This window comes from Algoriphagus boseongensis (assembly GCF_004362805.1).
In the GTDB taxonomy this organism is placed as follows: Bacteria; Bacteroidota; Bacteroidia; order Cytophagales; family Cyclobacteriaceae; genus Algoriphagus; species Algoriphagus boseongensis.
In genome coordinates, this window is record NZ_SNYF01000005.1 from 813,201 (window position 1) to 837,044 (window position 23,844).

The following is a 23,844-nucleotide window of genomic DNA, read 5'->3' on the forward strand; positions in this document are numbered from 1 at the left end:
TACCGAGCTTTAGTCCCTATGGGACAATTGACACTTGAACCTTTTTCTCTGCGTCTTAGCGCCTCTGCGAGAAAATCTATGTTCCTATGTGGTTTTTGAGTGGGAGGTAGGGAAGTTAGGAAGTTTGGATGTTTCAAGACCGATGAGGGATGACCGGTGACCGGTGTTTTTAGCGTACTGGAATAAATCTATGTTTCTATGTGGTTTTAAAGTAGGATGTTGGGAAGTTTGGAAGTAAGGATGTTTGGATGTCGCTAGCCCGATGATTGTTTTCTTTTTGGTTAGAATTCTGGAGAAGATTTGAGAAAACTCCAAAACAATTTGATCCAAAGAAGATTATAATTCGTAGTTGAGTTTTACAACCAAATTATCAATCGACTATGGAAACCAAACTAACTGTTACTACCGGTACACTCTCAGAATCCAGAAGAAAATTCATTGAAAAAGCAGGAGCCAGCTTGCTTCTGGGAACTTTGGGAGTTTCATTTTTCACTTCCTGTGCTAACTCCGAGGACACCAATCCAAGTCCTCCTCCTTCCAATTCAGGTTCTGGGATTGCCATTTCAGGAAATACGATTAGCATAGATCTGACTATACAAACTCGCTTGGCCACTTCAGGAAACTGGCTGTTGATCGATAATGCGAAGGTCTTGGTTGCCAACATCAACAATTCCTATGTGGCTTTGACCTCGGTTTGTACTCACTCAGGTTGCTCTGATAGTTGGACATTCAGCAATCAACGCTTTACCTGCACCTGTCATGGTTCAGTATTTGATCCAGGAGGAAGTGTGTTAGTGGGACCTGCTCGGGATCCATTGACCTCTTACCGAACCAGCCTTTCCGGTACGAAACTTACCATCACCAAATAAGATTGAAATTTTAGATTTAGCTTCCTGTACTCAGGAAGCTATTTTTTTGTCCTTTCAAATTCCCGAATCCAAACCAAATCTGAGTGTTCCTCTCGGGTTAGTTGGTAGTGATTTGCCAGCCAAGGTTCTAATAAATCCAGGTCTTCCTGTTCCTTTGGATAGGCGTGTTGGTAATACTCGTAAATCAAAATTCGAAGCTCCTGAGGAGGAGATTTTTTCAGGGAATCCAATTCTTCTATGGGATAAAGTAATTCCTGACTTTTTGAGTCATCAGGAAAAAGGACTTCCCTGCTAAAGTGGATAAAGTTATTCGTGAGTATAGGTGTAGATTCGGTGGCGTTTTTTACCTCCTGATCCAAGGCTTTGATAAATTCTGGATAGGCCTTTACTTTTTGCTGATAGAAAACGGCAGCAAATGCAGGAAGAATAAATAATACGGCAAGCCCTTCAATTCTTTTGGGGAATTTGGGAGGGAAAATAATTCCCAAAAATACCGCTTGGAAACCAGCCATTTTCCAATCCATCTGGACAAGACTGATCCCAATTCCCAACAAAATCAAACCAAGAATCCATCGAAATAGGAATTGATTCTCATTCCATTTTCCCCATCCCGAAGCAATCAGAAAAGCCAAAACAGGAACCAAAATGATCAGGTGTCTGGGATTTAGGTAAATGGGATTGTAGAGTTCCAAGGTGGAAGTCATCAGCCAAAAACCCAGTATCAAGCAGCAGAATGCCAAACTCATTTCCAAAGCTGGGGAGTTGACAATCGTCTTTTTCAATTGAATTCCTGGGATGGCCATGACCAGCCATAGCCAATAGCCTCTTTCTACAAAAGTCAGGATAGGAAGGTAGGTTAATCTGCGAAACATGGCCCAAAGCCCTTTGTCTGCATAGGTATATTCCGAGATGTAATGACCTGCATTGATCGAACTCACCCGATAAAAAGGATCACCGAATTTGATCCAGAAATATCCCAGGTAAAGGCTGCCCAATAGCAAGCCGATAGAAATCAAGGTAAAGTAGAAAGCCTTGGAAATAACTCTGTTTTTCCAATCCCAGACAAAAAGCAGGATTGGAAAAGGAGCCAAAAAGACGATGGTTTCCTTGGTCAAGAATCCAAAGAATAAGCCTCCGACAAGTCCTAACGCTGCTAAGAATGGTTTTTGGTTTCGGAAATAAGCAGAAACCGGAACTAAGGTGGTCCAGAAAACCAGAAGGGAATCAGGATAAACCTTGGTCAAAAAGTGGAGAAAATAGACTTGAGTGCAAAACCAGAGGGTCAAGATCCAAGGATTGTTCCTTTGGGGAAGGATTTTGAAAAGAAGTCCCAAAGCTCCCAAATAGCTAATCAAGGAAATCAAAGAGATTAGGTGAGGATCGAAGCCTAACAGGAAGCCAATTAAGCCAGAAGGCACATAAGCTCCCCATCTGCTGGAAAAGTGATAGGAGTTGACTTCCATGGTGCCTTCCCAGAAGTTTTTTCCAGCTAATAAATAGTAGACATCATCGGAGAAAGTGATTCCGTCATAACTCAAAAGCCAGTATCCTATAAGAAATATGGCTCCTGCAATAAATGCCTTTGCTTTAGTTGAATAGAGAGAAGGTACTTCTAAGGGCATATGTAAAAATAAGTAGGATTGATGGCGAATAAAGATAAAGCTCGAAATACTGTTGAAATACAATGGAAATAAACCTCCCTTTGGTCGGAGAAATATTTTTGGGCATAAGTCAAAATAGTATTTCGCGACCGGAGGGAGCGTGTTTCTAAGTATTTCAATTGTATTTCCTTTTTCTCTTCCGACAATATATGTCATTGACTAGGATGAATCCTGAATAAGAAATTACTTTTAGTCACAAATCGTCAATACTATGAGCAAGGCAGGACAAATCGAACAGCAGAAGATTTTACGGGTATTCAAACTCATCAACTTATTGCAAAGCACAATCGGCAAGCCGGTTCATCGATTGGCCGAGTTGCTGGAAACAGATGAGCGCACTATTTATCGCTATTTCAAACTTCTGGAAGCCCTAGGCTTCGTGGTGGTCAAGGAATTTAGCAAATATAAAATTCAGGAGAGGCCGGATTATTTGCCTTCTAGCTCCACCTACAGCACTTTTTCCCAGGAGGAAAATCTTTGGCTAAAAGGATTGATTGAATCTCAAGGGAAGGGGAATCTGCTTAAAGATTCCCTGCTGCAAAAGCTGCAGCTAAAATCTGAAGTTAAGCAGGGTACGGAACAACTTTTCAAGGCGAATCTGGGAAGGTTTGTAGATACGATCGCTCAGGCAATAGCTGGGAAGAAAAGGATTTGGTTGAAGGAATATTACTCTTTGAGCAGTGATACGGTTTCTGATCGATTGGTGGAGCCGGTCGGCTTTTCAACTGATTACGAAAGCATTCATGCATTTGAAGTGGAAAGCAAAAGCATGAAGGTCTTTAAAATTGAGCGAATAGGAGATGTAGTGGGCAGTTCAGAAGGATGGAAATTTGAGACCAAGCATGAACTACCTGAGCAGGCTTTATTTGGTTTTTCAGGCAAAAGAAACTTTCACGTCAAACTTAAATTAAGCAAGAAAGCCTATCAATTGATGCAGGAAGAGCATCCTAATGCAATTCCTTTTATGCAGGTGAAAAATAGAAATCAATACTATTTCGATGGGGAGATTTCTCAGTTGCCCGGATTAGGCAGATTTATCCTTGGCTTGCCTGGAGAAGTAAAAGTAGAAGAAGGGGAGGAAATGAAGGCTTATTTGAAAGAGCAGCTGGAGAGGGGGATCTTTTGATTTGATATTCAAAATTTGAGATTTGATCCATTTGTCTCAAATCTCAAATTTCAAATCTTGAATTAATTAAGCTTGGTGTTCGTCCCGTAACAAATCGTTAACCGTTTTCACTGGATTGAACGTGATCAATGGAACCTCTACAAATAGGGTGTTCCATCCGGCCATGGATCCATTCCATAAGCCTGGGAGTTCCAAGGCTTTTAGATCTCTACCGCTCTTTGATTTCTCGGTAATAAATCCAGTCTGCATATCTCTATACTCCAGAAGATCGAAAGAATGTCCTTTGTAATTTCTGGTTCCGCAAACCAAATCCACAGGATTAAAGTGGGTAGATGCATTCATATGGGCTTTGGAAGTAAGATCATTGAGATCGATCTGGGCTGTTTCCAAAATTTGAAGAGAATAAGATCCATCTGGCTCTTCAATCCAGAAAGGTCCACCTCCGGGTTCCCCGGTATTTTTCACCATTCCACAAACTCGGATAGGTCTATTCAGTTTGTCTCGTAAGTATTTAGCCAAATCAGGAAGGAATTCTGCGGAAACCGTAGGAGGAATTTTTCCGCCTAGATCATCATTGTAAACCTGAACTGCTAAGCCGATAGACTCATTGTTGACTTCCTTATCCAATGCTCTCAAGGCATCAAATATCCTTTCCTGAACCTCCAACAATAATCCGGCGATTGCCATTTTATAGTTTTTTGTAGGCTCTTTTAATCGGTCAGGAACTACATTATCAATGTTCTTGATGAAAATCAGGTCAGCGTCAATGTCATTTAGGTTTTCCAATAAAGCCCCATGACCAGCTGGCCTGAAGAGTAAACTTCCATCATCCTCCATAAAAGGAGTGTTGTCCGTATTTACGGCAATGGTATCGGTAGACTTTTTCTGTTGGGAGTAAGAAACCTCAAACTCCAAACCTGATACAGCCTTGATGGCAGGAAGGACAGCGGCGATTTCAGCTTTGAATTTTTCCTCATGTTCCGGGGAAACTGTAAAATGAATTTTCACCTTATTTCCTCGGCCTACAGCATATTGAACCCCTTCGACCAGGTGCTCTTGAGCAGGAGTTCGGTTTTCGGAGACATAGCGATGAAATCTCAAAAGTCCTTTAGGAAGGCTTCCATAGCCCAAACCATCATCCATCAATAGAGCATTTACAATTCTTTTGTAATTCCCTGAATTGATGCAGGTCTCAATGCTACTTCCTTCGTTTTTTAAGGTTTTCTCCAAATCATCATAGAAAGCGAACTTTTGAATGTTTTGGATAAATTTTTTGGTAAAGGCAGATTTCTCCAAATCTCCATCACCTTCAAGGAAGGCAAATAGATCTTTGAACATTCGGGATGCAGCACCAGATGCAGGCACAAACTTGACCACTTCTTTTTTTGAAGCTTTTTCAGGATAGGTTTCTACATAATGTTCCAATTCTTGTTCACTGAGAACTTTGATGCCATTTCCCGGAACTGCGGGACCTTTTATGTTAAGGAATGGAAAGCCGTTTTTAAAATTTTCAATTTGCTGGGCGACAGTATCAGGGTTCATTCCCTGATCAAGGATTTTTTCTATTAAAACAGAGTCCATGATTGTTTGGGTTGAAAAGATTTAGCTCAAGATAATAGACTATTAGACTTTGCTCAAATCTCAAAGTTCTTTTTTGATGAATTGAACCTTCTGGCCCGTCTTTTTTTGAGCCAAGACACTTTGGGAAAATTCAGTCAACTGCATGATCCTGGGATAGCCACCCGTGACCTGAGCATCCGGACCCAAAACGATTAATTTTCCTCCTGAGGTCAATTGGACGGTACCCGGGTAAACAGGATTGGTGGGAAGCTCAGGAATTTCATTGGGGACCGATTCCAGTAGATGAATTCCCATTCGGGACGAAACAGGAGAAACGGTGAATTCCTTTTCAAGAATATGCTCTAGGTTTTCAGAAGTAAGTCTATGAAAATCAGGTCCTGGATAAAATTCTAACTTTTCAATTTGGAACCAGGCAGGATTCCATTTTGGATTGGAAAAGCCGGGTTCGGAGGAAGGAGTTGTAGAAATATAAGGAACTTGATCTCCTCGATAAAGGAAATCTGTGGTGGTAATTTGTTTGTAAAAGCTTCTGGAATCCATCACTACTGGAGTCTGAAACCCACCTCTAATTCCCATATAAAGCCTGGATCCCTGGTCTAAATGTCCTATTTCCAAAATTCCATGAGCGGGAATCGGAATCTTTTTCAAGGTATCAACGGGTTCTTGATTCAAGTGGACATGGGCATTGGCTCCAGCAAGAGAAATTTCGCAGGGTGCGGAAAACTCCAATTTCAAACCTGGTTGACCTATTTCTAAGACAGCTGAGTTGGGCTCATTCCTTAGGATATGGTTTACCCATTCGAAAGATATTTTATCCAAAGGTCCAGAAGTGGGTACTCCAAAGCGGGTCCAAAGTTTTCTTCCTCTATCCTGAATCGTTATTCCAGGACCTGATTTGAGGATGGTTAGAATGCCTTTACTTGAATTCATCGGTGGGTAGGCGGGATAGGGTTTTCCAATAATTCGGTCATTTCATCAGAAGAAATGGGTACAAATTGAATCCGATCACCAATTGAAGCCCAAACAGGAGGATCGTGGTGCGGATCAAATAAGGTGAGGGGGGTGCGCCCTACCACATGCCATCCACCCGGACTTTCCATGGGATAAATACCTGTCTGTGCCCCTCCAATGGCAACTGAACCCGGAAAAACAGAACGATCAGGAACAGCTTTTCTGGGCATATGGAGTATTTCCGGGAGTCCGTTGAGGTACATAAACCCAGGAAGAAAGCCGAAGAAATGTATTCTGTACAAGGGTTGGGAATGAAGTTCTATCAGTTCATTCACCCGCATATGCTTAGCTAGTGCCAAATTGCCAAGATCTGATCCATAGGGGGCTTCGTAGCAAACCGGGATTTCCCAAATTCTATTTGATAATTCCTGACGTTTTGGGCTTAAGCTTTTGAATTGGGAAATAAACTTTTGCTGAAAATCAAACTCTTTCCAGGTGATACCAATCGCAGTAAAACCCTGTCGGATTTCAGAAATTTCTTTCGCATACTGGGTTTTTAATAAATGAATCCATGCCACTTGAAGTTCTAGCAGTTCGTCACAAGGGGAAAAATCCCAATTTAATTCTCCCATGAAGGGTGTAATCTGTGAATAAACAGGGGAGGAAATCTTCATCGTACCTCTAGGGATTTTAGGTCCAAAATTTCTTTCTTAAGGTAGGGAGAAAATCCAAAATTCCGGGATTGTCACCATGAATACAAAGTGTCTCTGCTTGGATCGGTAATTTTTTTCCTGAAGAGGAAATTAAAACCCCTTCTTCCAAAATACCCTGAATTTGTTTTTCCACCTCTTCCATTTCTGTGAGTAAGGCTTTAGGTTGATTTCTTCCCAAAAGCAAATAATTGTCTTGGTAGGTACGATCCCCAAAAATTTCCAGTCTTGTTTTGAGTCCATTTGCTTTTGCTGCTTTTTCCATTTCAGAAAAAGGGGGGACAAAAAGGACACAATTGGGAAGCTCTGTTTTTAGAAATTTAGCAAGACACTCGGCGAGGCCTGTATTTTTTGCTGCGTCATTGTAAAGTGCCCCATGAAATTTTACATGGTCAATTTCGATCTGAAGTTCCTGCGCAATGTTTTTGAAGAGTTGAATTTGCTCTTTTAAGGACTTTTCTAAGTCCTGAAATGAGATATCCATGGAATGTCTTCCAAAGTTTTGACGATCAGGATAGGAGGGGTGAATTCCAACTTTTACCTGATGCTTTTTTGCCAAAAGAAGGGAGTTTCTGATGCTATTTTCGTCTCCATAATGTCCCCCGCATGCAATACTTGCAGCATCGATCCAAGGATAAATAGAATCCTCGTGTGGGATACCTTCACCCAGATCGCAGTTGATTTCAAGTTGAGGTTTTTTGTTCATCAGAATTGCAGAAGAAAGCGAGTTAGATTTTTTTTGAAAATCCATTTCCCAGAGATTTGACTCATTTTTTTGGCTTTTGTAATTTAGAGCTTTGGAAACTTAAATCTGAAATTACTATGGGAAAAGGAGACATTAAATCTAAAAAAGGCAAAATTAGCCGAGGAACATTTGGAGCCAGCAGACCTAAGAAAAAGCAGAATAAGGCTTCGAAAAAAGCCAAAGCCTCGGTTTCTAATTCCTAAAGCAAAGAGGGCCAAAATTTTGGCCCTCTTTGTTTTTAAAACCTTGGTAATTTTTCGATAACTACTCCTCTTACAGGATCTACCACTACCCGAATTGGTCCAAGAGTTGAATCATCTTTTGTGGCAAAGCTGACCAAATAATACCCATCAACCCATGAACCGACTTCAGCTTCTTTCCAATCTCCAATCAAAGAAGATTTTTCGGTGGCGGTTAATGAATTGTAGGCGATTTCTCTAAATACATCAAGCGGATCTTCTGCATCTGTAGAAGAACAGGCCATCAAAAAGGTAAATAATATGAGGGTGAATAGTTTTATAGAGGTCTTCATATTCAGATTAGTTTTCTTTAGGATTAAACGTTGGTTTGTTTGGATTTGCTACTTCAAATGTACCTCAAAGATTATTGTAATGCTTGATCCATTCATTCAATTGTCTGAAATCAAGCTTTCCCTTTGCACTTTTCAAATGATGTAAAATTGCAAGGGACTTTCGCATTCTGGATTCTGGATTTTTCACTTTGGTTACTAAGTATATTAAACTCCTTTGCTTTCCTTTGGTTAGGCTGGAGAAGTATTCCATTCCCTCCTCATCCTGATCCATGAGAACCTGAAACTCCTCTGGTACCTCATGTCCATATTCACTTAAGTCTTTTTCTAGCCGAATAGAAACTTGGGTATTTTCATCCAGATTAAGCTTTTTGACCAATTCCTTATTTAAAATGAGGTACCAATAATCTTTACCTTTCATCAAGGCCATATGAAGAGGGCCTTCATTTTTGATCCAAACCAAAACCCTGCGATTATGATTTTGCATGAGTTCGACTGCGATCTGCTCAGGAACAGGAATATGGGTACTCCAATGATTGAAGCCGAATTCCGCTACCTTTCCCAAATATTCCATGGTCATTTTGTGATTTTTACAAATAAAAATAATTCCATTTAAAATTACTCCTTATTAATTCAATTTTATCTTCTTAAAATCGGCATATATTTTTATTTAGAGGTAGAAATTATATGTTTAAAATCAGTGAATAAAATCAATAATTATAATGATTATATCAAAAATAAAGTGTATATTGCAAATACATTAAAGAAAAATACTAATCATTAGTATAAATTGTTTATCTCTTTACTGGAGATTTATTTATTATATATTTTATTCACTATATAAACATTTATTTTATGACTACTTCAAATAAAAAACTCGCTCTTTGGCTCGGTGGATTGGCAACAGGAATTATTGCTGGCACTTTAATCTATCAAAATAGAGAAAAGCTCGAGCCCAATAAAAACAAGTTCAATAAACTGCTATCCGATTGGCAGAAATCCGGAGAGAAGCTAAAAAACAAATTGGTTGAAGCTTCTAAAGAAAGTATTGAACGCGGAAAAAAATTAAGTAATGCTGCCGTTGAAAGCATGAATTGATATTTATAAACCCAGAATCGAAAAAGCCATGGCAAAACCATGGCTTTTTTTATTTCTAAGGGAAATTTATTCTATCTTAATTTCTTTAAGAATTAGCTTAAGGATGTCATTAATTTCTAAACTACCACATATCGGGACGACCATTTTCACGGTAATGTCCAAAATGGCCACTGATGCCGAGGCCATCAACCTTTCCCAAGGTTTCCCGGGATTTGGAGCAGATCCTATTCTTCTGGATTTGGTTGCAAAGTATACCAAAGGAGGATTCAATCAGTATTCGCCAATGTCTGGAATTCCTGCTTTGAGAAGCATTTTGGCAGAAAAGACTAAACTCACCCAAGGTTATCTTCCTGATCAGGAAACAGAGGTTACCATTGTTTCTGGTGCGACGGAAGCTATTTTCTGTGCAGTAACTGCCGTGGTAAGAGAAGGGGATGAAGTGATTGTTTTGGAACCTGCCTACGATAGCTACGAACCTGCCATTTCTTTGAATAAGGGAGTTCCAATTTATGTTCCCCTAAATTCTGGTAACTTTTCTGTGGATTGGGAAAAAGTAAAGGATGCCATTTCGCCCAAGACACGAGCTATTATGGTCAATTCACCTCATAATCCCAGTGGCTATGTTTGGACCCTTTCTGATGTCAATCAACTGGCAGAATTGATCCGGGAAAAAAACATTTATGTGATTAGTGACGAGGTGTATGAGCATATCACTTTTGACGGGAAAACCCATTGTTCCCTTGGTGCGCATCCGGAATTGCGGGAAAAGACCTTTGTATGCGGTTCTTTTGGAAAATCCTTCCATGTGACAGGATGGAAAATTGGCTATTGTCTTGCTCCAGCTGCCCTGACCTCAGAATTTAGAAAAATCCATCAATACGTCACTTTTAGTACTGTGACTCCCATTCAATTTGCCCTTGCCGAATATTTGGAAGTTCCGGATAGGTATTTGAGTATTCCTGAATTTTACCAAAAGAAGCGGGACTTGTTTGCCAAAGGTTTAGCAGAAACTGAGCTTGAATTTATTCCTAGCAGTGGAAGTTTTTTTCAATTAGCCAGTTATGGGCATTTATCTAAAATTTCAGATAGGGAGCTCGCTGAAAAAATGACCAAAGAGCTAAGGGTGGCTTGTATTCCTATTTCCGTTTTCTACTCCGATAAAAAGGATGACAAAATCATCCGGTTTTGTTTTGCAAAAGAGGAAGCAGAATTAGAAGAAGCTTTAAACCGACTCAAAAACCTATCTTCAATCCTTTCCTGATTATGAAATTTAGACTTCTGTTGATACTTTTCTTTTTCTCCTTGTCAAGTATTTGCTTGGCTCAGGAGAACAAGTTTGAGAATTGGAAAAAGGAAAGGGAGCTGGAAATCACCAAAGAAGACGGCTGGCTAAATTTAGTCGGGCTTTTGGCTATCGATGAGCAGAAAGCCTATTTGAATGAACTTCCAAATGATAGCTTGGTCATTTCAGACCAATCCAATAAAAGAACCATCGGCACTTTCCAGTTTCTCAACGATTCGGTTTGGTTCCTTTTTAATCCTAAAATTTCCAAACAAAAAAGTCTGGTATATCCCTTGGAATATGGTAAAGGAGGGGGAGTTTATTACAAGCATTGGAAGTGGCTTGTGATCCATAGAGGAGGGCAATATTCTCTTCGCCTGAGAGATTTGGAGCATCCGGCCGTTAAAAATTTTGAACCTCTCCCATACTTTGACTACAATCCAAAGTTTAGAGTCAAGGCATTTTTTGAACCTAAATTCAATCAAACCATGAATGTTCCCAATGTTTTGGGTCAGGTGATTGAATGGAAAGTAATGGGGATTTTGAAATTCGAACTGGATGGAAAACCTATGGAATTGACGGTTTTGGATGAATTAGGGAAGTTTTTTTTGATTTTCTCTGACTTAACCAATGAACAGGAAACTTATCCAACAGGTCGATACATGTACATTGACTATCCTGATCGAACAGGGAATACAGTCATTGATTTTAATTTTTCCTACAATCCTCCCTGTGCTTTTACCGCTTTTGCCACTTGTCCAATTCCCCCAAAGGAAAATAGAATGGAGGTAAGAATAGAGGCTGGAGAGAAAATGCCTAATAGTTATTAAGAAAGGCTGTTTCGATAAAAAACAGCCTTTCTTATTTTGAATATGGTTCGGTTTAAGCCAAAGCTTTTCTACAAAACTCCACGCATTTCTGAACTTCCTTCACTGCATCTGAATCGGCAGGAACCTGGTATTCCAATTCAATGGTTGCGGGGAATTTGTATTTATTCTTTTGCATCAATTTTAGCATGTCTCCGATAGGAGTGTCCCCTGTTCCCCAAGCCAAATTTCCTTTGCCGTTGGCGGGTGTTTGCCTGTCTTTGGTATGCATGCTCAGGATTCGGCTATGTTGCTTTTCAATCAACTGAAGTAAATCGGTATGGCCTGCGGCAATGTAATGTCCTGCATCCAGGTTAAGTCCGTTTTTTGGACTTTGAGCCAATGCTGTATCCCAGAAAGTGAAGGTTTCTTGCTCATGTCCATGATAGCCAACTGACATTCCGTATTGTTCACCTAGTTTTCCTAAGCGCATAGTCTGCTCATCATTGGAAGGATGCTCAAGAGTCACGTGGGTCGCTCCCAGTGCTTTAGCAGCTTTCATTCCATAGGCTACCTCCAGATCTGAATTATTCGTCCCAAAGGCGGAAGGTTTGAAAGCATAAATGCTAACTCCGGCATCTTTGTACATTTTTCTCAGCTCCTCGAATTTCTTCATATCCACCTTAGCTCTCCATTCTGCCACTGTTTTGGAGTAGGCATCACTTTGAGCTCGGATATCGGCCAATTCCTTGGTTTCGTCTTCTGTTAGCGTCTCGCCTCTTCTTTGTTTTCCTCCCAGTTGAAAAGCTCTCATTCTATTGAAAGTAGGAGCAGGCATACCTGCAAAACTTTCCGCAGGGTCTCCCATTAGTTCTATTGAGGAAAGACTTGAATCCACAACATACTTCAAAGTGGCCTCAGCACTTTGGTCGGGCATGGTTCGGAAGGAATAGGTGATGCATCCAATTTTCACTCCATTGATTTCTGAATCAGGTTTGTTGAAGGATTTAATCAGGGCTGGAGCCCCATGAATCCAAGATGGAGCAGTGACAAGACCTGCAATTCCTAAAGCAGACTTTTGGAGAAATTCTCGACGATTTTTCATGGTTAATGGGTTTGATTGGTATTTCAATCAAATTAAAAATAAATCACAGGTAATTTTCTCTTTTTTGGTAAAAGAGATCAGAGCGGGGTTTATTGGCTAAAAATGATTTTGAGAAAGGGAAAAATCTAAAATTCAATTGCCACTTTAAGGTCTTTGGGAAAAGATAGGATCAGGGAATTATTTCTCCAAAAAGAAAAGATATAACTGGAGAATTGAATCTGTCTTTTTTAACTCGAAACTAGAAATTAATCAAGCTATTACTTCAAACCCAAAGATTTGTTTTCTGGATCCTTGACCAATCTAAATCCGACATTGGATGTTCCCGAATCAAAAGCTTGACCTTGACGCGCTGAAGGTCTATAATTCACACAGTAGTTTGGAGAGCAAAGGAAAGAGCCTCCCTTAATCACTCTTTCTTGAGCGTAAGGATTATCGGGGTTATAGCATGGGTTCATTCCTTCATCCAATTTAGGTGCTTGGCCAGCGATTCTGGCAAATTTCAAGGCATCATACCAATCGGAAGTTAGTTCCCAAACATTTCCAATCATGTCGTAAAGTCCAAACCCATTAGGAGCAAAAGACTTGACAGGGGAAGTGCCTAAATAGCCATCATTTCCTAAATTTTCATTTGGGAAATTTCCTTGGAATGTATTGGCCAAATGCTGACCTGACGGGGTTAACTCATCCCCCCAAGCGAATCTTCTTCCATTTACACCGCCTCTAGCAGCAAATTCCCATTCAAACTCGGTTGGAAGTCTTTTTCCAGCCCATGCTGCATAGGCTTCAGCATCTTCAAAAGCGATATGAACTACAGGATGATTTTCTCTTCCTTCCAAATTGCTCTCAGGGCCTTCTGGATGTTTCCAATTTGCTCCATTTACCCAACTCCACCAAAGTGAGATATCCTGTGTAGGAACAGGGTAGGGAGGAGGGGTGAAAACCATGGAACCTGGAACTAGAACTGAAGCATCAGGTTTTGGTGTACCCGGAGGCAATTGCTTCTTCAATTCCTCCCAATCAATTTCTCTTTCGGCAATAGTCACGTAGCCTGTTTCCTCAACAAATTTTGCAAATTCTGCATTGGTGACTTCGTGGAGATCCATCCAAAATCCAGAAACCTTGACATTTACTGCAGGTTTTTCGGCATCGTAGGCATCGGCTTCATTAGTTCCCATGATAAATTCTCCACCCGGAATCCAAACCATGCCCTCTTCTTTGATTGGTGGCTCTGGATCAGAAAAGACCACCTCAGTGGATGAATTGGAGGGGCTTTCCGATTCATTTTTGCTTGATTGATTACAAGAGACGAAAAAGAGAAAGCAACTAACTAAAAGGATACTTGGGAATTTCATTACTTCTACTATTGAGGATTATGGATATGCAAGATAACAATCCTGCTAATTAATCCCGATCCTCCAACAAAGCGATTTTTGAATGGACTTTCTTGCGAAGTTTATTGAAAAATTGCTTTCTTTCTTTCTCCCCAGTTCCACTGATCAGTGTAGATTTCTTCATGAGGTTGTCCAAATTCTTAAAAATAGCCTCATTGAACTTTTGATCTTGTGTACCCACAAAATACAAAACGCTATGGTTGAGGTAGGTGATTTTAGTGTCTCCGATTTCTGCCATAAAGGTGTTGTCACCCAACACGATTTCATTCAGATAAAGTTGATAATCTCCGCTATCCTCTGTTGGAGGCTGTCCAAAAGCACATTTTTTTCCCAATTCAGCCATTTTCTCCAAGTGATCAATTACTTCCAAAACACATTGATAAAGCTTTAGCGTGACATTGGGTTCAGGTATAAGTCCCATTTCATGATAAACTTCTATCTGCCGAAGCGTGGTGGTTAAGCCTTCTTCATTCCAGATTTCAGATGTAGGGACCTTATTGTAGACCTTGATGATTTTATTGGTGATTTCTTGATAAGGAGCAAAGTAATTTTTGTCTAGAGTAAATTTCTCATTCTTCAGGCTTTCGTAGTAAAGGATAGATTTCATCCAAAAGAAGAACTTAAAACCAGCAAGGAGGGGATGATAATAATGATGAAAAGGAGGCATGTCTTTTACTAGGAAAAAAACATGTCTTTTGGAGAAGCTATTGACCAAATTCAATTGGGCAAGTACATCTTCCATCCAAATCTTAAAGGCATCCTCTTGATAGGTATTTACTGTTCCTTGAAATACAATTGATTTGGAGTCTTGGCTAAAAAATTTGTCTAGGGAAATATTGAATTTTTGGCAAAGAGTCAGGATTTCATCGAAGTCCAAAAGTTTCTCTCCACGAATCCTTCTGTATGCGCTATCCATACTCAAATTGAGGACTTCTGAAATTTCATCTACCAAGGAGGCATAGGGTGGAATTGATCCTTTGATTGCCGAGAAAAATTGAGATTGGGCATTAGCTAATGGTTCCTGCATAGATTCCTTATTACTTGTAAGCTATTTTGGTCAGATATAATATATAAAATATTTAATTAACAATTATTTAAAATTTTATTTGGGGTATATGAGGTTTTTTAGAATTAAATACTTAAAATTTTAATTTTGCATTTAAGTCATATATTTTTTCAATTTTCTTTGAATTAAAATTCAGAATTGACTTTAGAGTAGATTCGAATAAAATTCAGAATCGAAGAAGATTAAAGTCTAAATTTTATAAATAAAAAAATGCCTTGAGGAATCCCAAGGCATTTCAGTTTAAACTATTTATCTATTACTCACCTGCATTAGCAGCACTGTGTAGTTTGCCGAGTTCCTGATCGATGGTCCATAGTCCAATGCCTTCTTCCCCAATGATGTCGAACAACTCAAGAGCTCTTCTTGACATAGTTTCCTCTTCCCGCTGTTCTGTAACGTACCATTGCATAAAGCTGAAAGTAGCAAAGTCTTTGACACCAAAGGCATGATCAACGATGTTGTTGATTGACTTGGTGACTTTGATTTCGTGTTCAAGAATCAATTCAAAAATCTCCCGTAAAGAATGGAAATTGTGTCGGATACCTGTGATTTCAGGTTGGATCGCATGGCCTCCAGCTTCATTCACATAATGGAAAATTTTCATCATGTGCATTCTTTCCTCATCCGCATGGGTATAGAGATATTGAGCTGCATTAGCATAACCCATCATATGACACCATGATGCCATGGAAAGGTAATAAGCAGAGGATTTTCCCTCCATTTCGATTTGTTTATTCAACAAAGCTTCTGTATCTGGCAACAACGAACGCTGAAGCGTTACTATTTCTTTCTGTTTCATATCCAAAGTTTTATTTACATAAACATAACCAAAATTGCGGTACTTATGATTCCCTTTCTATGGCAAAAACTGCCAATTTAGAATGGATTTAAAGTTTTTTAGCTTTTTATCGGGATAAAGGAGTTGGCCAAACAGCCAAGCTTTCCTCACCATTTTCGGCCACAGATTGTACAGCGAAGAAATAATTATCCTTGCTATATGGAAGAGTCAAGGTGGTGTCAGTGGTAAAGAATTTCTTTTCCCACATAGGTGAGGAAGTTTCGCGCATCAATACATAATAGCCTTTCACTTTCTTGATTTCTGGAGCTTTCCAAACCAAGGTAGACTTGTTGGTTAGTCCACGTACGTCTATTCTCACATCCTGAGGAACTCCCGAGGAATTTGCAAGGGAAGCTGCTGAGGCAAGGTTTACAGCAGAAACTTTTCTCAAGTACTCAAAATCCATGAATTCCGGTAAATCACCATATTGGATTCCATCTTCAACTCGCACATTCTCATGTTGATGGATGAAATTTTCATTCATCTCGGACATTCTAACAGCTGTAAATCCATTTCTCATAAATGGAGTTTGGTCTCCACCTCTTAAAAATCGATCGCTTCTGTAGATCAATTTCACCTCCATATGATCCACATACTTTTCACCAGTTTCCTTTATGTATCTGGCTAATTGTCTGGATTTACTGTCATTATCGGCATTGGTTGATCTTCTGATATTTCCAGCTCTTTCATCTTCAGCCAAAGGGATTGTTTCTGAGAAAACTCTCATTTGGGTATTGTTGCTGATCAGCGTTTCGGAGGAATTGCTGTTTCCGACAATATCATTGTTCAAAACCGCCTCGATTTGCCAAGAAGCTTCTTTTGCTTTATCAGCCAAATAAGTTGCTCCTTTTAGTCCTTGCTCTTCACCGGTAAAGGCGACAAAAAGGATGGTTGCTGAAAACTCCTTTTTTGCAAGAATTCTGGCTAATTCCATAACTACCGCCACGCCGCTTCCATCATCATTTGCTCCAGGTGCAGCACCATCCTTGTCCATGACGTCCTTGTTTCTGGAATCCAAATGACCTGAAACAACAATGATTCTTGGGTCATTGGGATTGGTTCCTTTTAGCGTTGCCACTACATTGGCTACTTTGGAATCTTCCAAAATTCTTCTTCCATCACCGGGGGTAACGAACTCCTCAATTTCTGCAGTCAATCGTCCATTGGAAGCCGCAGCAAATTGCTTGAATTTCTTTAGGACATAATTTTGAGCGGCAGGCATTCCATTGCTTGCATCTGTATTCAGCGTATGGCGGGAATTGAAAGCAGCTAAATCGTAGATGTATTTTTTCAAAGAATCGGAAGAAACTTCCTGTACCAGTTTTTCGATTTCGAGATTTCGGTGAATACTTTCTTGGGCAAATCCGGCCATTGAAATCAATCCGACTCCCAGGGTGAATAAAATTTTACGCATGTTTGGTAGGGTTTTTTATGTAAGCCTAAATTTATTTGGTAAGATTAAATCCCAAAGCAACTTTTACATGAACACATTCGAACTTCCAAAGAAGGGTGATTACCCCGGGTTTTATGAAAGCTACATTTCAAAAATCCAATATGACAATTATCCGGATTTGATAAAAAGTCAGATCAAAGAATTGAAAGACTTATTTTCCTCCAAGCCAGAAGGCTGGGATTCAATCGCCTATGAGGAGGGAAAATGGACGCCAAAGGAAGTTCTAGGACATGTCATTGATACGGAGAGAATAATGACCTTCCGTGCCTTATGCTTTGCAAGAGGAGAGAAAAAAGCCTTGCCAGGATTTGATCAGGATCCTTATGTACTCAATGCGAGATTTGGACAGGTTCCAATTTCCAATTTGTTGGAGGATTTTGAAGCCCAGAGAAAGGCTTTATTGACCTTGATTAGGACCTTACCTGATGGAGTTTTGGATTTGGTGGGTAATGCAAATGGCAATCCCATCACTCCCAGAGCGCTATTTTGGATCATTCCAGGACATTTTATCCATCATTTGAATATTTTTAAAGAAAGATACTAATGAAAAGAATTCCAATCGCTGTAGTTGATGCTTTCACTGATCGCCCTTTTTCTGGCAATCCAGCCGGTATTTGCCTTTTGGAGGATTCTTTGACCAAAGAGCAAATGCAGTCCATAGCTATGGAAATGAACCTTAGTGAAACGGCATTTGTGCAAAGATTACCAGAAGAGGGTCACTTTTCCCTCAGGTGGTTTACTCCAACTTTGGAAATCGACCTTTGTGGACATGCAACTTTGGCTTCTTCATTTTGGATGCTTCAATCAGGCTGGGCTAATCCGGGAGAAATGATTCATTTCCATACCAAAAGTGGAGAACTTAAAGTGAAAAGTGAGGGGGAGGAGCTGGTAATGGATTTTCCTTTGATTCCAACCTATACCGATACCCATTCCTTTTTCAAGGAAAGTCTGTTTGGGAAAAAGATTATTCATGCAGCCCAACTGAAGAAGAATTGGATCTTTGAATTAGAGAATGAACAGGCTGTAAGGGAGCTGGTTCCTGATTTTGGGTTGATTGCTGCTCATAGTCAAGAAGGCTTTATTATTACTGCACAAGGGGATGAATATGACATGGTAAGTAGGTTTTTTGGGCCAAATGTAGGAGTACCCGAGGATCCGGTTACGGGTTTTGCTCATTGTGCTTTGGTAGATTATTGGAATCAGAAAACTGGAAAAACTCAGTTTAATGCCTATCAAGCAAGTAAAAGAGGTGGAAAATTAGGCCTTGAAAAACATGACGATCGAGTCTTACTAAAAGGCAGAGCAGTAGAAGTATTAGTAGGAACTATAGTGATTTAAAAATGACCCCCACTCAAGTCTATAAAGGTTCAAAATTCAGGCGATTAGTCAGGCATTTCAGTAATTATTGGCTGAATGACGCGAGTTTTTTGATCCTTTTGATTTTGTTGGTTTTTACAGTTTTTGTCCTTCCGGTTTTGATAGAGTACGGGCATATCAATATGCTCTTTGTAAACTTGGTTTTTATCTTCCTGTTTTTTACTGGAATCTGGTCTTCAGATAACAAGTTTCTGATTTTCTTGACCACGGCCTTATTTATGGCGCAGTTGGCTTTAAGAATTTTAAGATTTAGCAGCTTGCCCGTCGAGTTTTATTTGATGGAAAGGCTTGTAGGTTTGGTTAATATGCTTGTTTTCATATTCCTGAACTTTAGGCTCTTATTTAGAAATTATGAGGTGAATTTCTACCGCGTAATTGGAGCTATCAATGTCTATTTATTGCTGGCTATTTTGGGGGCCTTCGGATTTGAAATTATCCATTTGCTGATCGGAAGCTCAATTTCAGGGGTTGGTCAACATGTTTCTACTATTGATCCTACAGGTATGGATTCTGATTTCCCATCCTACATTTATTTCAGCTTAGTTTCCCTTACGACAGTAGGTTTTGGAGATATGATTCCAATCAATATCATTTCTAAAATGCTTGCTGGATTCTTATCCACTGTAGGGATATTATATCCTGCAGTGGTGATCGCCAAATTGGTGGGAAGCAGTATTGGTAAATAAGACTTTTTGATTCTTCCGTTCCTGTAATTTCGCTAAAGTGAAACGCTAAAATGTCCTTATTTAACTGCGTAAATAAAGAATAGACCTATGAGAAAAATTTACTTAAGTGTTCTGATTTTGCTTTGCGTCAATCTCTCTTTCGCTCAAACTGAAAGAAAAATTGAGGTAGAGTCTAAGGTGGAAACCACTGCAGAAGTGACCATAAAAGGCAAAAGAATGCCTTATAAAGCTACGGCTGGAACTCAGCCGGTTTGGGATGACAAAGGAGAGCCCATTGCTTCTTTGTTTTATACCTACTATGAAAGAACTGATATAACAGACAAGACCAAAAGGCCTTTGATCATCAGTTTTAATGGAGGTCCAGGTTCTGCTTCCATTTGGATGCATTTGGCCTACACTGGTCCTGTTATTCTTAACATTGACGATGAGGGATATCCAGTACAACCTTATGGTGTAAAATCCAATCCAAACTCAATTTTGGATGTGGCGGATATCGTCTATGTTGATCCTGTAAATACCGGATATTCAAGAATTGTTAAAGAAGATACGCCAAGAGGGACTTTCTTCGGAATTAATTCAGACATCAAATATTTGGCTGATTGGGTTAATACCTTTGTTACCCGCCAAAATAGATGGAGTTCTCCAAAGTATTTGATTGGAGAAAGTTATGGTACAACCCGAGTTGCGGGTTTGGTTTCCCAACTTCAAAACTCGCATTGGATGTATTTCAATGGGGTGATTTTGGTTTCACCTACCGATATGGGAATTGATCGGGGAGGCCCAGTAAAAATGGCTAATTATTGGCCGTATTATGCAGCGACTGCTTGGTATCATAAAGCCTTACCTGCAGAACTTCAGGCCAAAGATCTTGATGAAATTCTAGCTATCGTGGAGCCAATGGCGGTGAATGAAATTCTTCCAGCAATGGCAAAAGGTGGAATGCTTTCTGAAACTGAAAAAGATGCTATTGCAACCAAAATGGCATATTATTCTGGATTGAAAAAAGAAGTAATTCTTCAGCACAATTTGATGGTGCCTACCAGCTTTTTCTGGAAAGAGCTTCTAAGAGAGCGGGATGGAATGACTATCGGTCGTTTGGATAGCCGATACAAGGGCTTTGATCGCATGGAAGCTGGAGAGCGCTATGACTTTGATCCGGCCTTGACCAGCTGGAATCACGCTTTTGCGCCGGCGTTCAATTACTATGCAAAGAATGTTTTGAAGTATAACACCGATTTGACTTACAATCTTTTTGGTCCGGTCAACCCTTGGGATAGAAGCAATGAGACGACAGGTTATGATTTAGGGACTGCCATGAGACAAAATCCATATTTACATTTGATGGTTCAGTCTGGATATTTTGATGGTGGTACAGATTACTTCAATGCGAAATACAGTACCTGGCATATTGATCCAAACGGAAAAATGAAGGACAGAATTGATTTCAAAGGCTATCGCTCAGGACATATGATGTATCTGAGAACTGAGGATTTGGCTACTTCAAATGAGGATATTCGACAGTTTATTTTGAAGTCTTCTGTGGCCCCAAATCAACCTGCCAAATATTAATTCATACTTTGAATAGAAAATTAAAAAGCTCTGAATTTCAGAGCTTTTTGTTTTTTATTTTATCACATGATTTTTAAAATCTTCAAAGGTTCTAAGTTCTTCCTTTGCTCCAATTATTTGCCCAAGGGTCAGGAATAAGTCGCTTAGTTTTTTCCCTTCTTTTCTGAGATTTTGAATAGAAGTTGAACCGGCAGATTTGGAAAGCTTTTCATTTGACGGTCCTTTGATCAACTCGTTGTGGAAAAATGTGCAAGCTAAAAATTGAGGCTCTTTTAAAATTCTCGCCAAATCCAATTGGGCCAGGGTAGAAGGGTAAAGGTCTTTTCCCCGAACTATCAAATCAACACCAAAATGAACATCATCTACTACAGAAGTTAGATGATATGCAGGCAATCTGTCCTTTTTCCTAACAATATAAAAGGCCGTTTCCTCAGGGATTATGTCAGTTACTTTTTTATCAGGATACTCAGTGAATGTCAAAAAATCAGAGTCCAGAGTATTGATTCTCCAGGAAGTGTCCAATCTATCCAAAGGAATTCTTCTATCCAGACATTGCCCTAAATAGTGTCCAGTTGGATTCATTTGAGTGATTTTCTTTCTGGAGCAATCACAGGCAAAAGCCAATTTGGAATCTCTGACTTTTTCTAAGGCAGACTTATATAGCCCCATTCTATGGATTTGAGACCATTCTGATTCAAATTCCTGAACAGACTTTGGTCCTTTATCAATAGGGATTTCAAGGAAATCCAGGGTTTCGAAAATGTCTTCCACAAATTCAGTTCGATACCTTTCCCTATCCAAATCGTCTATTCGAAGTAAAATTTTTATGCCATGCTTTTCAGCCAAGGCTTTGGTAAGCAAAAAGGAATATGCATTTCCCAGATGAAGAAATCCGCTTGGAGTAGGAGCAATTCGGGTGTAATTGAAATTCATTTGGCTAAATTAGACAGATTGACGCAAACTAAGGATGAGAAAAATAAACCCGCTTCTGGCATTCCTTGCCATTTTATGCTCCTGCAAAAAATCTGAGCAAATTCCACAGACTGGACGGGAATGGATTGAAAAATCAATTTCCTACCACGATCCGGAAAATGCATGGACTAAACTCAAGGCAAGTTTTGTTATTCAGGATAGTTTGCCTCCTGGAAGAGATTCAAGGTTTTATGAGTTTTCATTGGACAATTCTCAGGGGAAATTTGTCTATAGAATAGCCGGCCTCCATTACTTGGTTTGGGGAGATTCTGTTCAGGTTTTTGAAGGAGAGATTGAAAAGGAAAGGGCTTTGCGCATGAGGAATTACTATTCGTATCTCTGGGGATTACCCATGAAATTAATGGATCAGGAAACCCAAATAGAAGATGAAGTAAGAACTGAGAATTTGAATGGTAAAACGTATTCTGTGGTGAGAGTGCCTTACGAAAAGGACATTTGGTACTTTTATTTAGACCCCCAAACTTACCGGATGGAGGCTTATAAATTTTATCAAGATGAGCCCAATTCAAAAGGAGAGATCATTTATCTCGAAAATGAAGTGGATTTTCAGGGAATGAAAATTCCCCAAAATAGGACTTGGTATAGAACCGAGACTCCCGAGTTTCTTGGGACGGATTTGCTACTGGAAATCAAACCTCAATAGGCTGGATTAAGCATCTTTAACTTCCTTGATTTTTTGTAGGGTTGGATTTGAAATACTTTTGAGGAAATGAAATTCCCTCTTTTACTTTTTCTGGTCTTCATCTGCGTTTCTGCGCACTCTCAATCCGTCTATTCAGGGAATGTATTAGACGCGATTGATAAAAAATATTTGGAAGGAGTAGAGGTTTCTGTTTCGGGAAAAGAATCTGTCAAAACCAATTCTAGGGGGTATTTCAATATTTCAGCTTCTATGGGAGATACCCTGTTAGTAAGATTTCCAGGGTTTTTTGAAAAAAGAGTTCCCTTGACTCAAGAGCGATTTTTGTTGTTGGAAATTTATGATCAGGCAAGGCTATTGCCCACTTTTCAGGTAGAGGCAGAGCCTTATCGTTTTAGATTTAAAGACGGAAAATTATATCTGGCAGAGGATGAACCCGAAGGCACCAAAAGCCTTTCGAAATCTATGGGTGTTACCACCTTATCCGATCCGACTTCTTTGCAGGGAGGTTTTGCAGTATATGGAGTCATTTCTCAGTTTACCCGACGAAATAGGCAGCTTAGAGCCTACGAGAAGAAATTAGATTGGGAAAGGAGGAGAACGGGATATCTTGAAATCATTGACTCAGATTCTATCCGAACTGAATTGATGAAAACTTATTCACTGGATAGGCCAAAATGGGATGAACTCGTAATACGATTCAATGAATTTCATCAGAGCCATGAATTTTTGGACTGGCCATCGGATCGTGTTCTCGCCTCCTTAAAGGAATTCATTCGATTGGAATCCTATCTTATGGATTAACTTTTCCTTTTAAAGGACCAGGTAACAAAGAATTTTGCAACAGTTGCTCCCTCCGGATTTTTGCCTTCTGAAATTAGGGTGAGTTGGGCAGTATCACCGGGATTTAAGCTTTCAATCAAAGAAAACAATTCTTCTCCTTGGGTACAGGTAAAAGTAATTTTGGAATTCGCTTTTTTATAATATTCTGCCCTAAAATCTACTACCAGCATGCTGAATTGACCTTTTCCTGCCAAGGCAAGCTGACAAAGTGCCCCGGTGCTCAATTCGGCAGCACCAGCCATGGCAGCGAAGTAAATGGATTTAAATGGGTTCTGAGACCTCCAAAAGTAGGGGATTGTGATCTCGCATTTTTCCTGATCTAAATGCTTGACTCTTAGCCTCCAAAAAACTGCGGAAGGCAGCTTGAATAACATCGCCCACCAAAAAATAAATGAATTAGTCATTTTCTTTTGATAATCTTTGGCGGCTGGACTTAAGGAGCTCACTTGATTTTGTACATTCATTGAAGGAGGAATTTGACCTAAAATAAGAAAATTTATCCTTGAAAAGCGGCTTGGTACTTTT

Annotated in this window: 26 protein-coding genes; 12 read left to right on the forward strand and 14 right to left on the reverse strand. The window is 39.7% G+C overall.

Annotated features, from left to right (window positions below):
* The first annotated feature begins 380 nt into the window (after window positions 1–380).
* Window positions 381–869 (forward strand): QcrA and Rieske domain-containing protein, encoded by a 489-nt coding sequence (locus DFQ04_RS03515; protein WP_133552736.1) that lies wholly within the window; start codon window positions 381–383, stop codon window positions 867–869.
* Window positions 870–907: 38 nt separating this feature from the next.
* On the opposite strand, the gene DFQ04_RS03520 is transcribed toward DFQ04_RS03515, so the two are convergent.
* The gene (locus tag DFQ04_RS03520) at window positions 908–2,491 is read right to left on the reverse strand and encodes a hypothetical protein (protein ID WP_133552738.1); all 1,584 of its coding nucleotides are present in this window, start codon (window positions 2,489–2,491) and stop codon (window positions 908–910) included.
* A 250-nt stretch (window positions 2,492–2,741) separates the two neighbouring features.
* On the opposite strand from DFQ04_RS03520, the gene DFQ04_RS03525 reads away from it, so the two are divergent.
* On the forward strand, window positions 2,742–3,656 hold the full coding sequence (locus DFQ04_RS03525) for a helix-turn-helix transcriptional regulator (protein WP_133552740.1): 915 nt from the start codon (window positions 2,742–2,744) through the stop codon (window positions 3,654–3,656).
* Window positions 3,657–3,722: 66 nt separating this feature from the next.
* Here the strand turns inward: DFQ04_RS03525 and DFQ04_RS03530 are convergent, their stop codons facing one another.
* Genes DFQ04_RS03530 through pxpA form a run of 4 tightly spaced genes read right to left on the reverse strand, consistent with a single transcriptional unit; the run spans window position 3,723 to window position 7,649 of the window.
* Window positions 3,723–5,237: a DUF4301 family protein gene (locus DFQ04_RS03530; protein ID WP_133552742.1), complete on the reverse strand. Its 1,515-nt coding sequence runs from the start codon at window positions 5,235–5,237 to the stop codon at window positions 3,723–3,725.
* Between the two features lie 60 nt (window positions 5,238–5,297).
* Window positions 5,298–6,167, reverse strand: a complete 870-nt coding sequence (locus DFQ04_RS03535) for a 5-oxoprolinase subunit C family protein (RefSeq protein ID WP_133552744.1) — start codon at window positions 6,165–6,167, stop codon at window positions 5,298–5,300.
* Window positions 6,164–6,862, reverse strand: coding sequence for a 5-oxoprolinase subunit PxpB (pxpB, locus tag DFQ04_RS03540; protein ID WP_133552745.1), 699 nt, complete (start codon window positions 6,860–6,862; stop codon window positions 6,164–6,166). The genes DFQ04_RS03535 and pxpB overlap by 4 nt, the downstream gene beginning before the upstream one ends.
* 16 nt (window positions 6,863–6,878) lie before the next feature.
* Window positions 6,879–7,649: a 5-oxoprolinase subunit PxpA gene (gene pxpA, locus DFQ04_RS03545; RefSeq protein ID WP_133552747.1), complete on the reverse strand. Its 771-nt coding sequence runs from the start codon at window positions 7,647–7,649 to the stop codon at window positions 6,879–6,881.
* Between the two features lie 71 nt (window positions 7,650–7,720).
* Between pxpA and DFQ04_RS03550 the strand changes: the two genes are divergently transcribed.
* Window positions 7,721–7,846, forward strand: a complete 126-nt coding sequence (locus DFQ04_RS03550; RefSeq protein WP_133552749.1) for a 30S ribosomal protein THX — start codon at window positions 7,721–7,723, stop codon at window positions 7,844–7,846.
* A gap of 35 nt (window positions 7,847–7,881) precedes the next feature.
* Here the strand turns inward: DFQ04_RS03550 and DFQ04_RS03555 are convergent, their stop codons facing one another.
* Window positions 7,882–8,175: a hypothetical protein gene (locus DFQ04_RS03555; protein WP_133552751.1), complete on the reverse strand. Its 294-nt coding sequence runs from the start codon at window positions 8,173–8,175 to the stop codon at window positions 7,882–7,884.
* 64 nt (window positions 8,176–8,239) lie between these two features.
* Complete coding sequence (locus tag DFQ04_RS03560; RefSeq protein WP_133554334.1) at window positions 8,240–8,746, reverse strand: YdeI/OmpD-associated family protein; 507 nt, start codon at window positions 8,744–8,746, stop codon at window positions 8,240–8,242.
* A 281-nt stretch (window positions 8,747–9,027) separates the two neighbouring features.
* On the opposite strand from DFQ04_RS03560, the gene DFQ04_RS03565 reads away from it, so the two are divergent.
* The 3 genes from DFQ04_RS03565 (at window position 9,028) to DFQ04_RS03575 (ending at window position 11,382) form a co-directional block, all read left to right on the forward strand.
* Window positions 9,028–9,270: a hypothetical protein gene (locus tag DFQ04_RS03565; protein WP_133552753.1), complete on the forward strand. Its 243-nt coding sequence runs from the start codon at window positions 9,028–9,030 to the stop codon at window positions 9,268–9,270.
* A 103-nt stretch (window positions 9,271–9,373) separates the two neighbouring features.
* Window positions 9,374–10,531: a methionine aminotransferase gene (locus DFQ04_RS03570; RefSeq protein ID WP_133552755.1), complete on the forward strand. Its 1,158-nt coding sequence runs from the start codon at window positions 9,374–9,376 to the stop codon at window positions 10,529–10,531.
* Between the two features lie 2 nt (window positions 10,532–10,533).
* Window positions 10,534–11,382, forward strand: a complete 849-nt coding sequence (locus DFQ04_RS03575; RefSeq protein WP_133552757.1) for a DUF1684 domain-containing protein — start codon at window positions 10,534–10,536, stop codon at window positions 11,380–11,382.
* Between the two features lie 52 nt (window positions 11,383–11,434).
* On the opposite strand, the gene DFQ04_RS03580 is transcribed toward DFQ04_RS03575, so the two are convergent.
* The 5 genes from DFQ04_RS03580 to DFQ04_RS03600 form a co-directional block, all read right to left on the reverse strand.
* Window positions 11,435–12,463, reverse strand: a complete 1,029-nt coding sequence (locus tag DFQ04_RS03580) for a sugar phosphate isomerase/epimerase family protein (RefSeq protein ID WP_133552759.1) — start codon at window positions 12,461–12,463, stop codon at window positions 11,435–11,437.
* A gap of 257 nt (window positions 12,464–12,720) precedes the next feature.
* Window positions 12,721–13,815, reverse strand: a complete 1,095-nt coding sequence (locus DFQ04_RS03585) for a formylglycine-generating enzyme family protein (protein WP_133552761.1) — start codon at window positions 13,813–13,815, stop codon at window positions 12,721–12,723.
* 49 nt (window positions 13,816–13,864) lie between these two features.
* The gene (locus tag DFQ04_RS03590) at window positions 13,865–14,881 is read right to left on the reverse strand and encodes a hypothetical protein (protein WP_133552763.1); all 1,017 of its coding nucleotides are present in this window, start codon (window positions 14,879–14,881) and stop codon (window positions 13,865–13,867) included.
* A gap of 295 nt (window positions 14,882–15,176) precedes the next feature.
* Window positions 15,177–15,719, reverse strand: a complete 543-nt coding sequence (locus DFQ04_RS03595; RefSeq protein WP_133552765.1) for a ferritin — start codon at window positions 15,717–15,719, stop codon at window positions 15,177–15,179.
* 106 nt (window positions 15,720–15,825) lie between these two features.
* The gene (locus DFQ04_RS03600) at window positions 15,826–17,172 is read right to left on the reverse strand and encodes a M20/M25/M40 family metallo-hydrolase (RefSeq protein WP_133552767.1); all 1,347 of its coding nucleotides are present in this window, start codon (window positions 17,170–17,172) and stop codon (window positions 15,826–15,828) included.
* Between the two features lie 67 nt (window positions 17,173–17,239).
* Here DFQ04_RS03600 and DFQ04_RS03605 point away from each other — a divergent pair, with 67 nt between their 5' ends.
* The 4 genes from DFQ04_RS03605 to DFQ04_RS03620 all read left to right on the forward strand — a co-directional run bounded on the left by DFQ04_RS03605 (window position 17,240) and on the right by DFQ04_RS03620 (window position 20,843).
* Window positions 17,240–17,755 carry a DinB family protein gene (locus DFQ04_RS03605; RefSeq protein WP_133552769.1) on the forward strand — a complete coding sequence of 172 codons (516 nt, stop codon included), beginning with the start codon at window positions 17,240–17,242 and terminating at the stop codon, window positions 17,753–17,755.
* Window positions 17,755–18,549 (forward strand): PhzF family phenazine biosynthesis protein, encoded by a 795-nt coding sequence (locus DFQ04_RS03610; protein WP_133552771.1) that lies wholly within the window; start codon window positions 17,755–17,757, stop codon window positions 18,547–18,549. Before DFQ04_RS03605 ends, DFQ04_RS03610 begins: the two co-directional genes overlap by 1 nt.
* A gap of 2 nt (window positions 18,550–18,551) precedes the next feature.
* On the forward strand, window positions 18,552–19,274 hold the full coding sequence (locus DFQ04_RS03615) for a potassium channel family protein (RefSeq protein WP_133552773.1): 723 nt from the start codon (window positions 18,552–18,554) through the stop codon (window positions 19,272–19,274).
* Between the two features lie 87 nt (window positions 19,275–19,361).
* Window positions 19,362–20,843 (forward strand): S10 family peptidase, encoded by a 1,482-nt coding sequence (locus DFQ04_RS03620; protein ID WP_133552775.1) that lies wholly within the window; start codon window positions 19,362–19,364, stop codon window positions 20,841–20,843.
* Between the two features lie 54 nt (window positions 20,844–20,897).
* Here the strand turns inward: DFQ04_RS03620 and DFQ04_RS03625 are convergent, their stop codons facing one another.
* Window positions 20,898–21,776 (reverse strand): glutamate--tRNA ligase family protein, encoded by an 879-nt coding sequence (locus tag DFQ04_RS03625; RefSeq protein WP_133552777.1) that lies wholly within the window; start codon window positions 21,774–21,776, stop codon window positions 20,898–20,900.
* 34 nt (window positions 21,777–21,810) lie between these two features.
* On the opposite strand from DFQ04_RS03625, the gene DFQ04_RS03630 reads away from it, so the two are divergent.
* Together DFQ04_RS03630 and DFQ04_RS03635 are read left to right on the forward strand one after the other, a co-directional pair.
* Window positions 21,811–22,479 carry a DUF6503 family protein gene (locus tag DFQ04_RS03630; RefSeq protein WP_133552779.1) on the forward strand — a complete coding sequence of 223 codons (669 nt, stop codon included), beginning with the start codon at window positions 21,811–21,813 and terminating at the stop codon, window positions 22,477–22,479.
* 66 nt (window positions 22,480–22,545) lie between these two features.
* Entirely contained in the window at window positions 22,546–23,280 is a 735-nt protein-coding gene (locus DFQ04_RS03635; RefSeq protein WP_133552781.1) for a peptidase associated/transthyretin-like domain-containing protein, read from the forward strand.
* Here DFQ04_RS03635 and DFQ04_RS03640 read toward each other — a convergent pair.
* Window positions 23,277–23,783: a DUF4442 domain-containing protein gene (locus tag DFQ04_RS03640; RefSeq protein WP_133552783.1), complete on the reverse strand. Its 507-nt coding sequence runs from the start codon at window positions 23,781–23,783 to the stop codon at window positions 23,277–23,279. The genes DFQ04_RS03635 and DFQ04_RS03640 overlap by 4 nt on opposite strands.
* Window positions 23,784–23,844 lie beyond the last annotated feature (61 nt).

Bases quoted from the DNA above. Each gene is read 5' to 3' on its own strand.
- DFQ04_RS03520 (WP_133552738.1), bottom strand. From the start codon at position 2,491: ATGCCCTTAGAAGTACCTTCTCTCTATTCAACTAAAGCAAAGGCATTT.
- DFQ04_RS03585 (WP_133552761.1), bottom strand. From the start codon at position 13,815: ATGAAATTCCCAAGTATCCTTTTAGTTAGTTGCTTTCTCTTTTTCGTC.
- DFQ04_RS03620 (WP_133552775.1), top strand. From the start codon at position 19,362: ATGAGAAAAATTTACTTAAGTGTTCTGATTTTGCTTTGCGTCAATCTC.
- DFQ04_RS03525 (WP_133552740.1), top strand. From the start codon at position 2,742: ATGAGCAAGGCAGGACAAATCGAACAGCAGAAGATTTTACGGGTATTC.
- DFQ04_RS03635 (WP_133552781.1), top strand. From the start codon at position 22,546: ATGAAATTCCCTCTTTTACTTTTTCTGGTCTTCATCTGCGTTTCTGCG.
- DFQ04_RS03630 (WP_133552779.1), top strand. From the start codon at position 21,811: ATGAGAAAAATAAACCCGCTTCTGGCATTCCTTGCCATTTTATGCTCC.
- pxpA (WP_133552747.1), bottom strand. From the start codon at position 7,649: ATGGATTTTCAAAAAAAATCTAACTCGCTTTCTTCTGCAATTCTGATG.
- pxpB (WP_133552745.1), bottom strand. From the start codon at position 6,862: ATGAAGATTTCCTCCCCTGTTTATTCACAGATTACACCCTTCATGGGA.
- DFQ04_RS03570 (WP_133552755.1), top strand. From the start codon at position 9,374: ATGTCATTAATTTCTAAACTACCACATATCGGGACGACCATTTTCACG.
- DFQ04_RS03575 (WP_133552757.1), top strand. From the start codon at position 10,534: ATGAAATTTAGACTTCTGTTGATACTTTTCTTTTTCTCCTTGTCAAGT.
- DFQ04_RS03610 (WP_133552771.1), top strand. From the start codon at position 17,755: ATGAAAAGAATTCCAATCGCTGTAGTTGATGCTTTCACTGATCGCCCT.
- DFQ04_RS03590 (WP_133552763.1), bottom strand. From the start codon at position 14,881: ATGCAGGAACCATTAGCTAATGCCCAATCTCAATTTTTCTCGGCAATC.
- DFQ04_RS03560 (WP_133554334.1), bottom strand. From the start codon at position 8,746: ATGGAATATTTGGGAAAGGTAGCGGAATTCGGCTTCAATCATTGGAGT.
- DFQ04_RS03550 (WP_133552749.1), top strand. From the start codon at position 7,721: ATGGGAAAAGGAGACATTAAATCTAAAAAAGGCAAAATTAGCCGAGGA.
- DFQ04_RS03530 (WP_133552742.1), bottom strand. From the start codon at position 5,237: ATGGACTCTGTTTTAATAGAAAAAATCCTTGATCAGGGAATGAACCCT.
- DFQ04_RS03640 (WP_133552783.1), bottom strand. From the start codon at position 23,783: ATGAATGTACAAAATCAAGTGAGCTCCTTAAGTCCAGCCGCCAAAGAT.
- DFQ04_RS03580 (WP_133552759.1), bottom strand. From the start codon at position 12,463: ATGAAAAATCGTCGAGAATTTCTCCAAAAGTCTGCTTTAGGAATTGCA.
- DFQ04_RS03595 (WP_133552765.1), bottom strand. From the start codon at position 15,719: ATGAAACAGAAAGAAATAGTAACGCTTCAGCGTTCGTTGTTGCCAGAT.
- DFQ04_RS03605 (WP_133552769.1), top strand. From the start codon at position 17,240: ATGAACACATTCGAACTTCCAAAGAAGGGTGATTACCCCGGGTTTTAT.
- DFQ04_RS03600 (WP_133552767.1), bottom strand. From the start codon at position 17,172: ATGCGTAAAATTTTATTCACCCTGGGAGTCGGATTGATTTCAATGGCC.
- DFQ04_RS03555 (WP_133552751.1), bottom strand. From the start codon at position 8,175: ATGAAGACCTCTATAAAACTATTCACCCTCATATTATTTACCTTTTTG.
- DFQ04_RS03625 (WP_133552777.1), bottom strand. From the start codon at position 21,776: ATGAATTTCAATTACACCCGAATTGCTCCTACTCCAAGCGGATTTCTT.
- DFQ04_RS03615 (WP_133552773.1), top strand. From the start codon at position 18,552: ATGACCCCCACTCAAGTCTATAAAGGTTCAAAATTCAGGCGATTAGTC.
- DFQ04_RS03535 (WP_133552744.1), bottom strand. From the start codon at position 6,167: ATGAATTCAAGTAAAGGCATTCTAACCATCCTCAAATCAGGTCCTGGA.
- DFQ04_RS03515 (WP_133552736.1), top strand. From the start codon at position 381: ATGGAAACCAAACTAACTGTTACTACCGGTACACTCTCAGAATCCAGA.
- DFQ04_RS03565 (WP_133552753.1), top strand. From the start codon at position 9,028: ATGACTACTTCAAATAAAAAACTCGCTCTTTGGCTCGGTGGATTGGCA.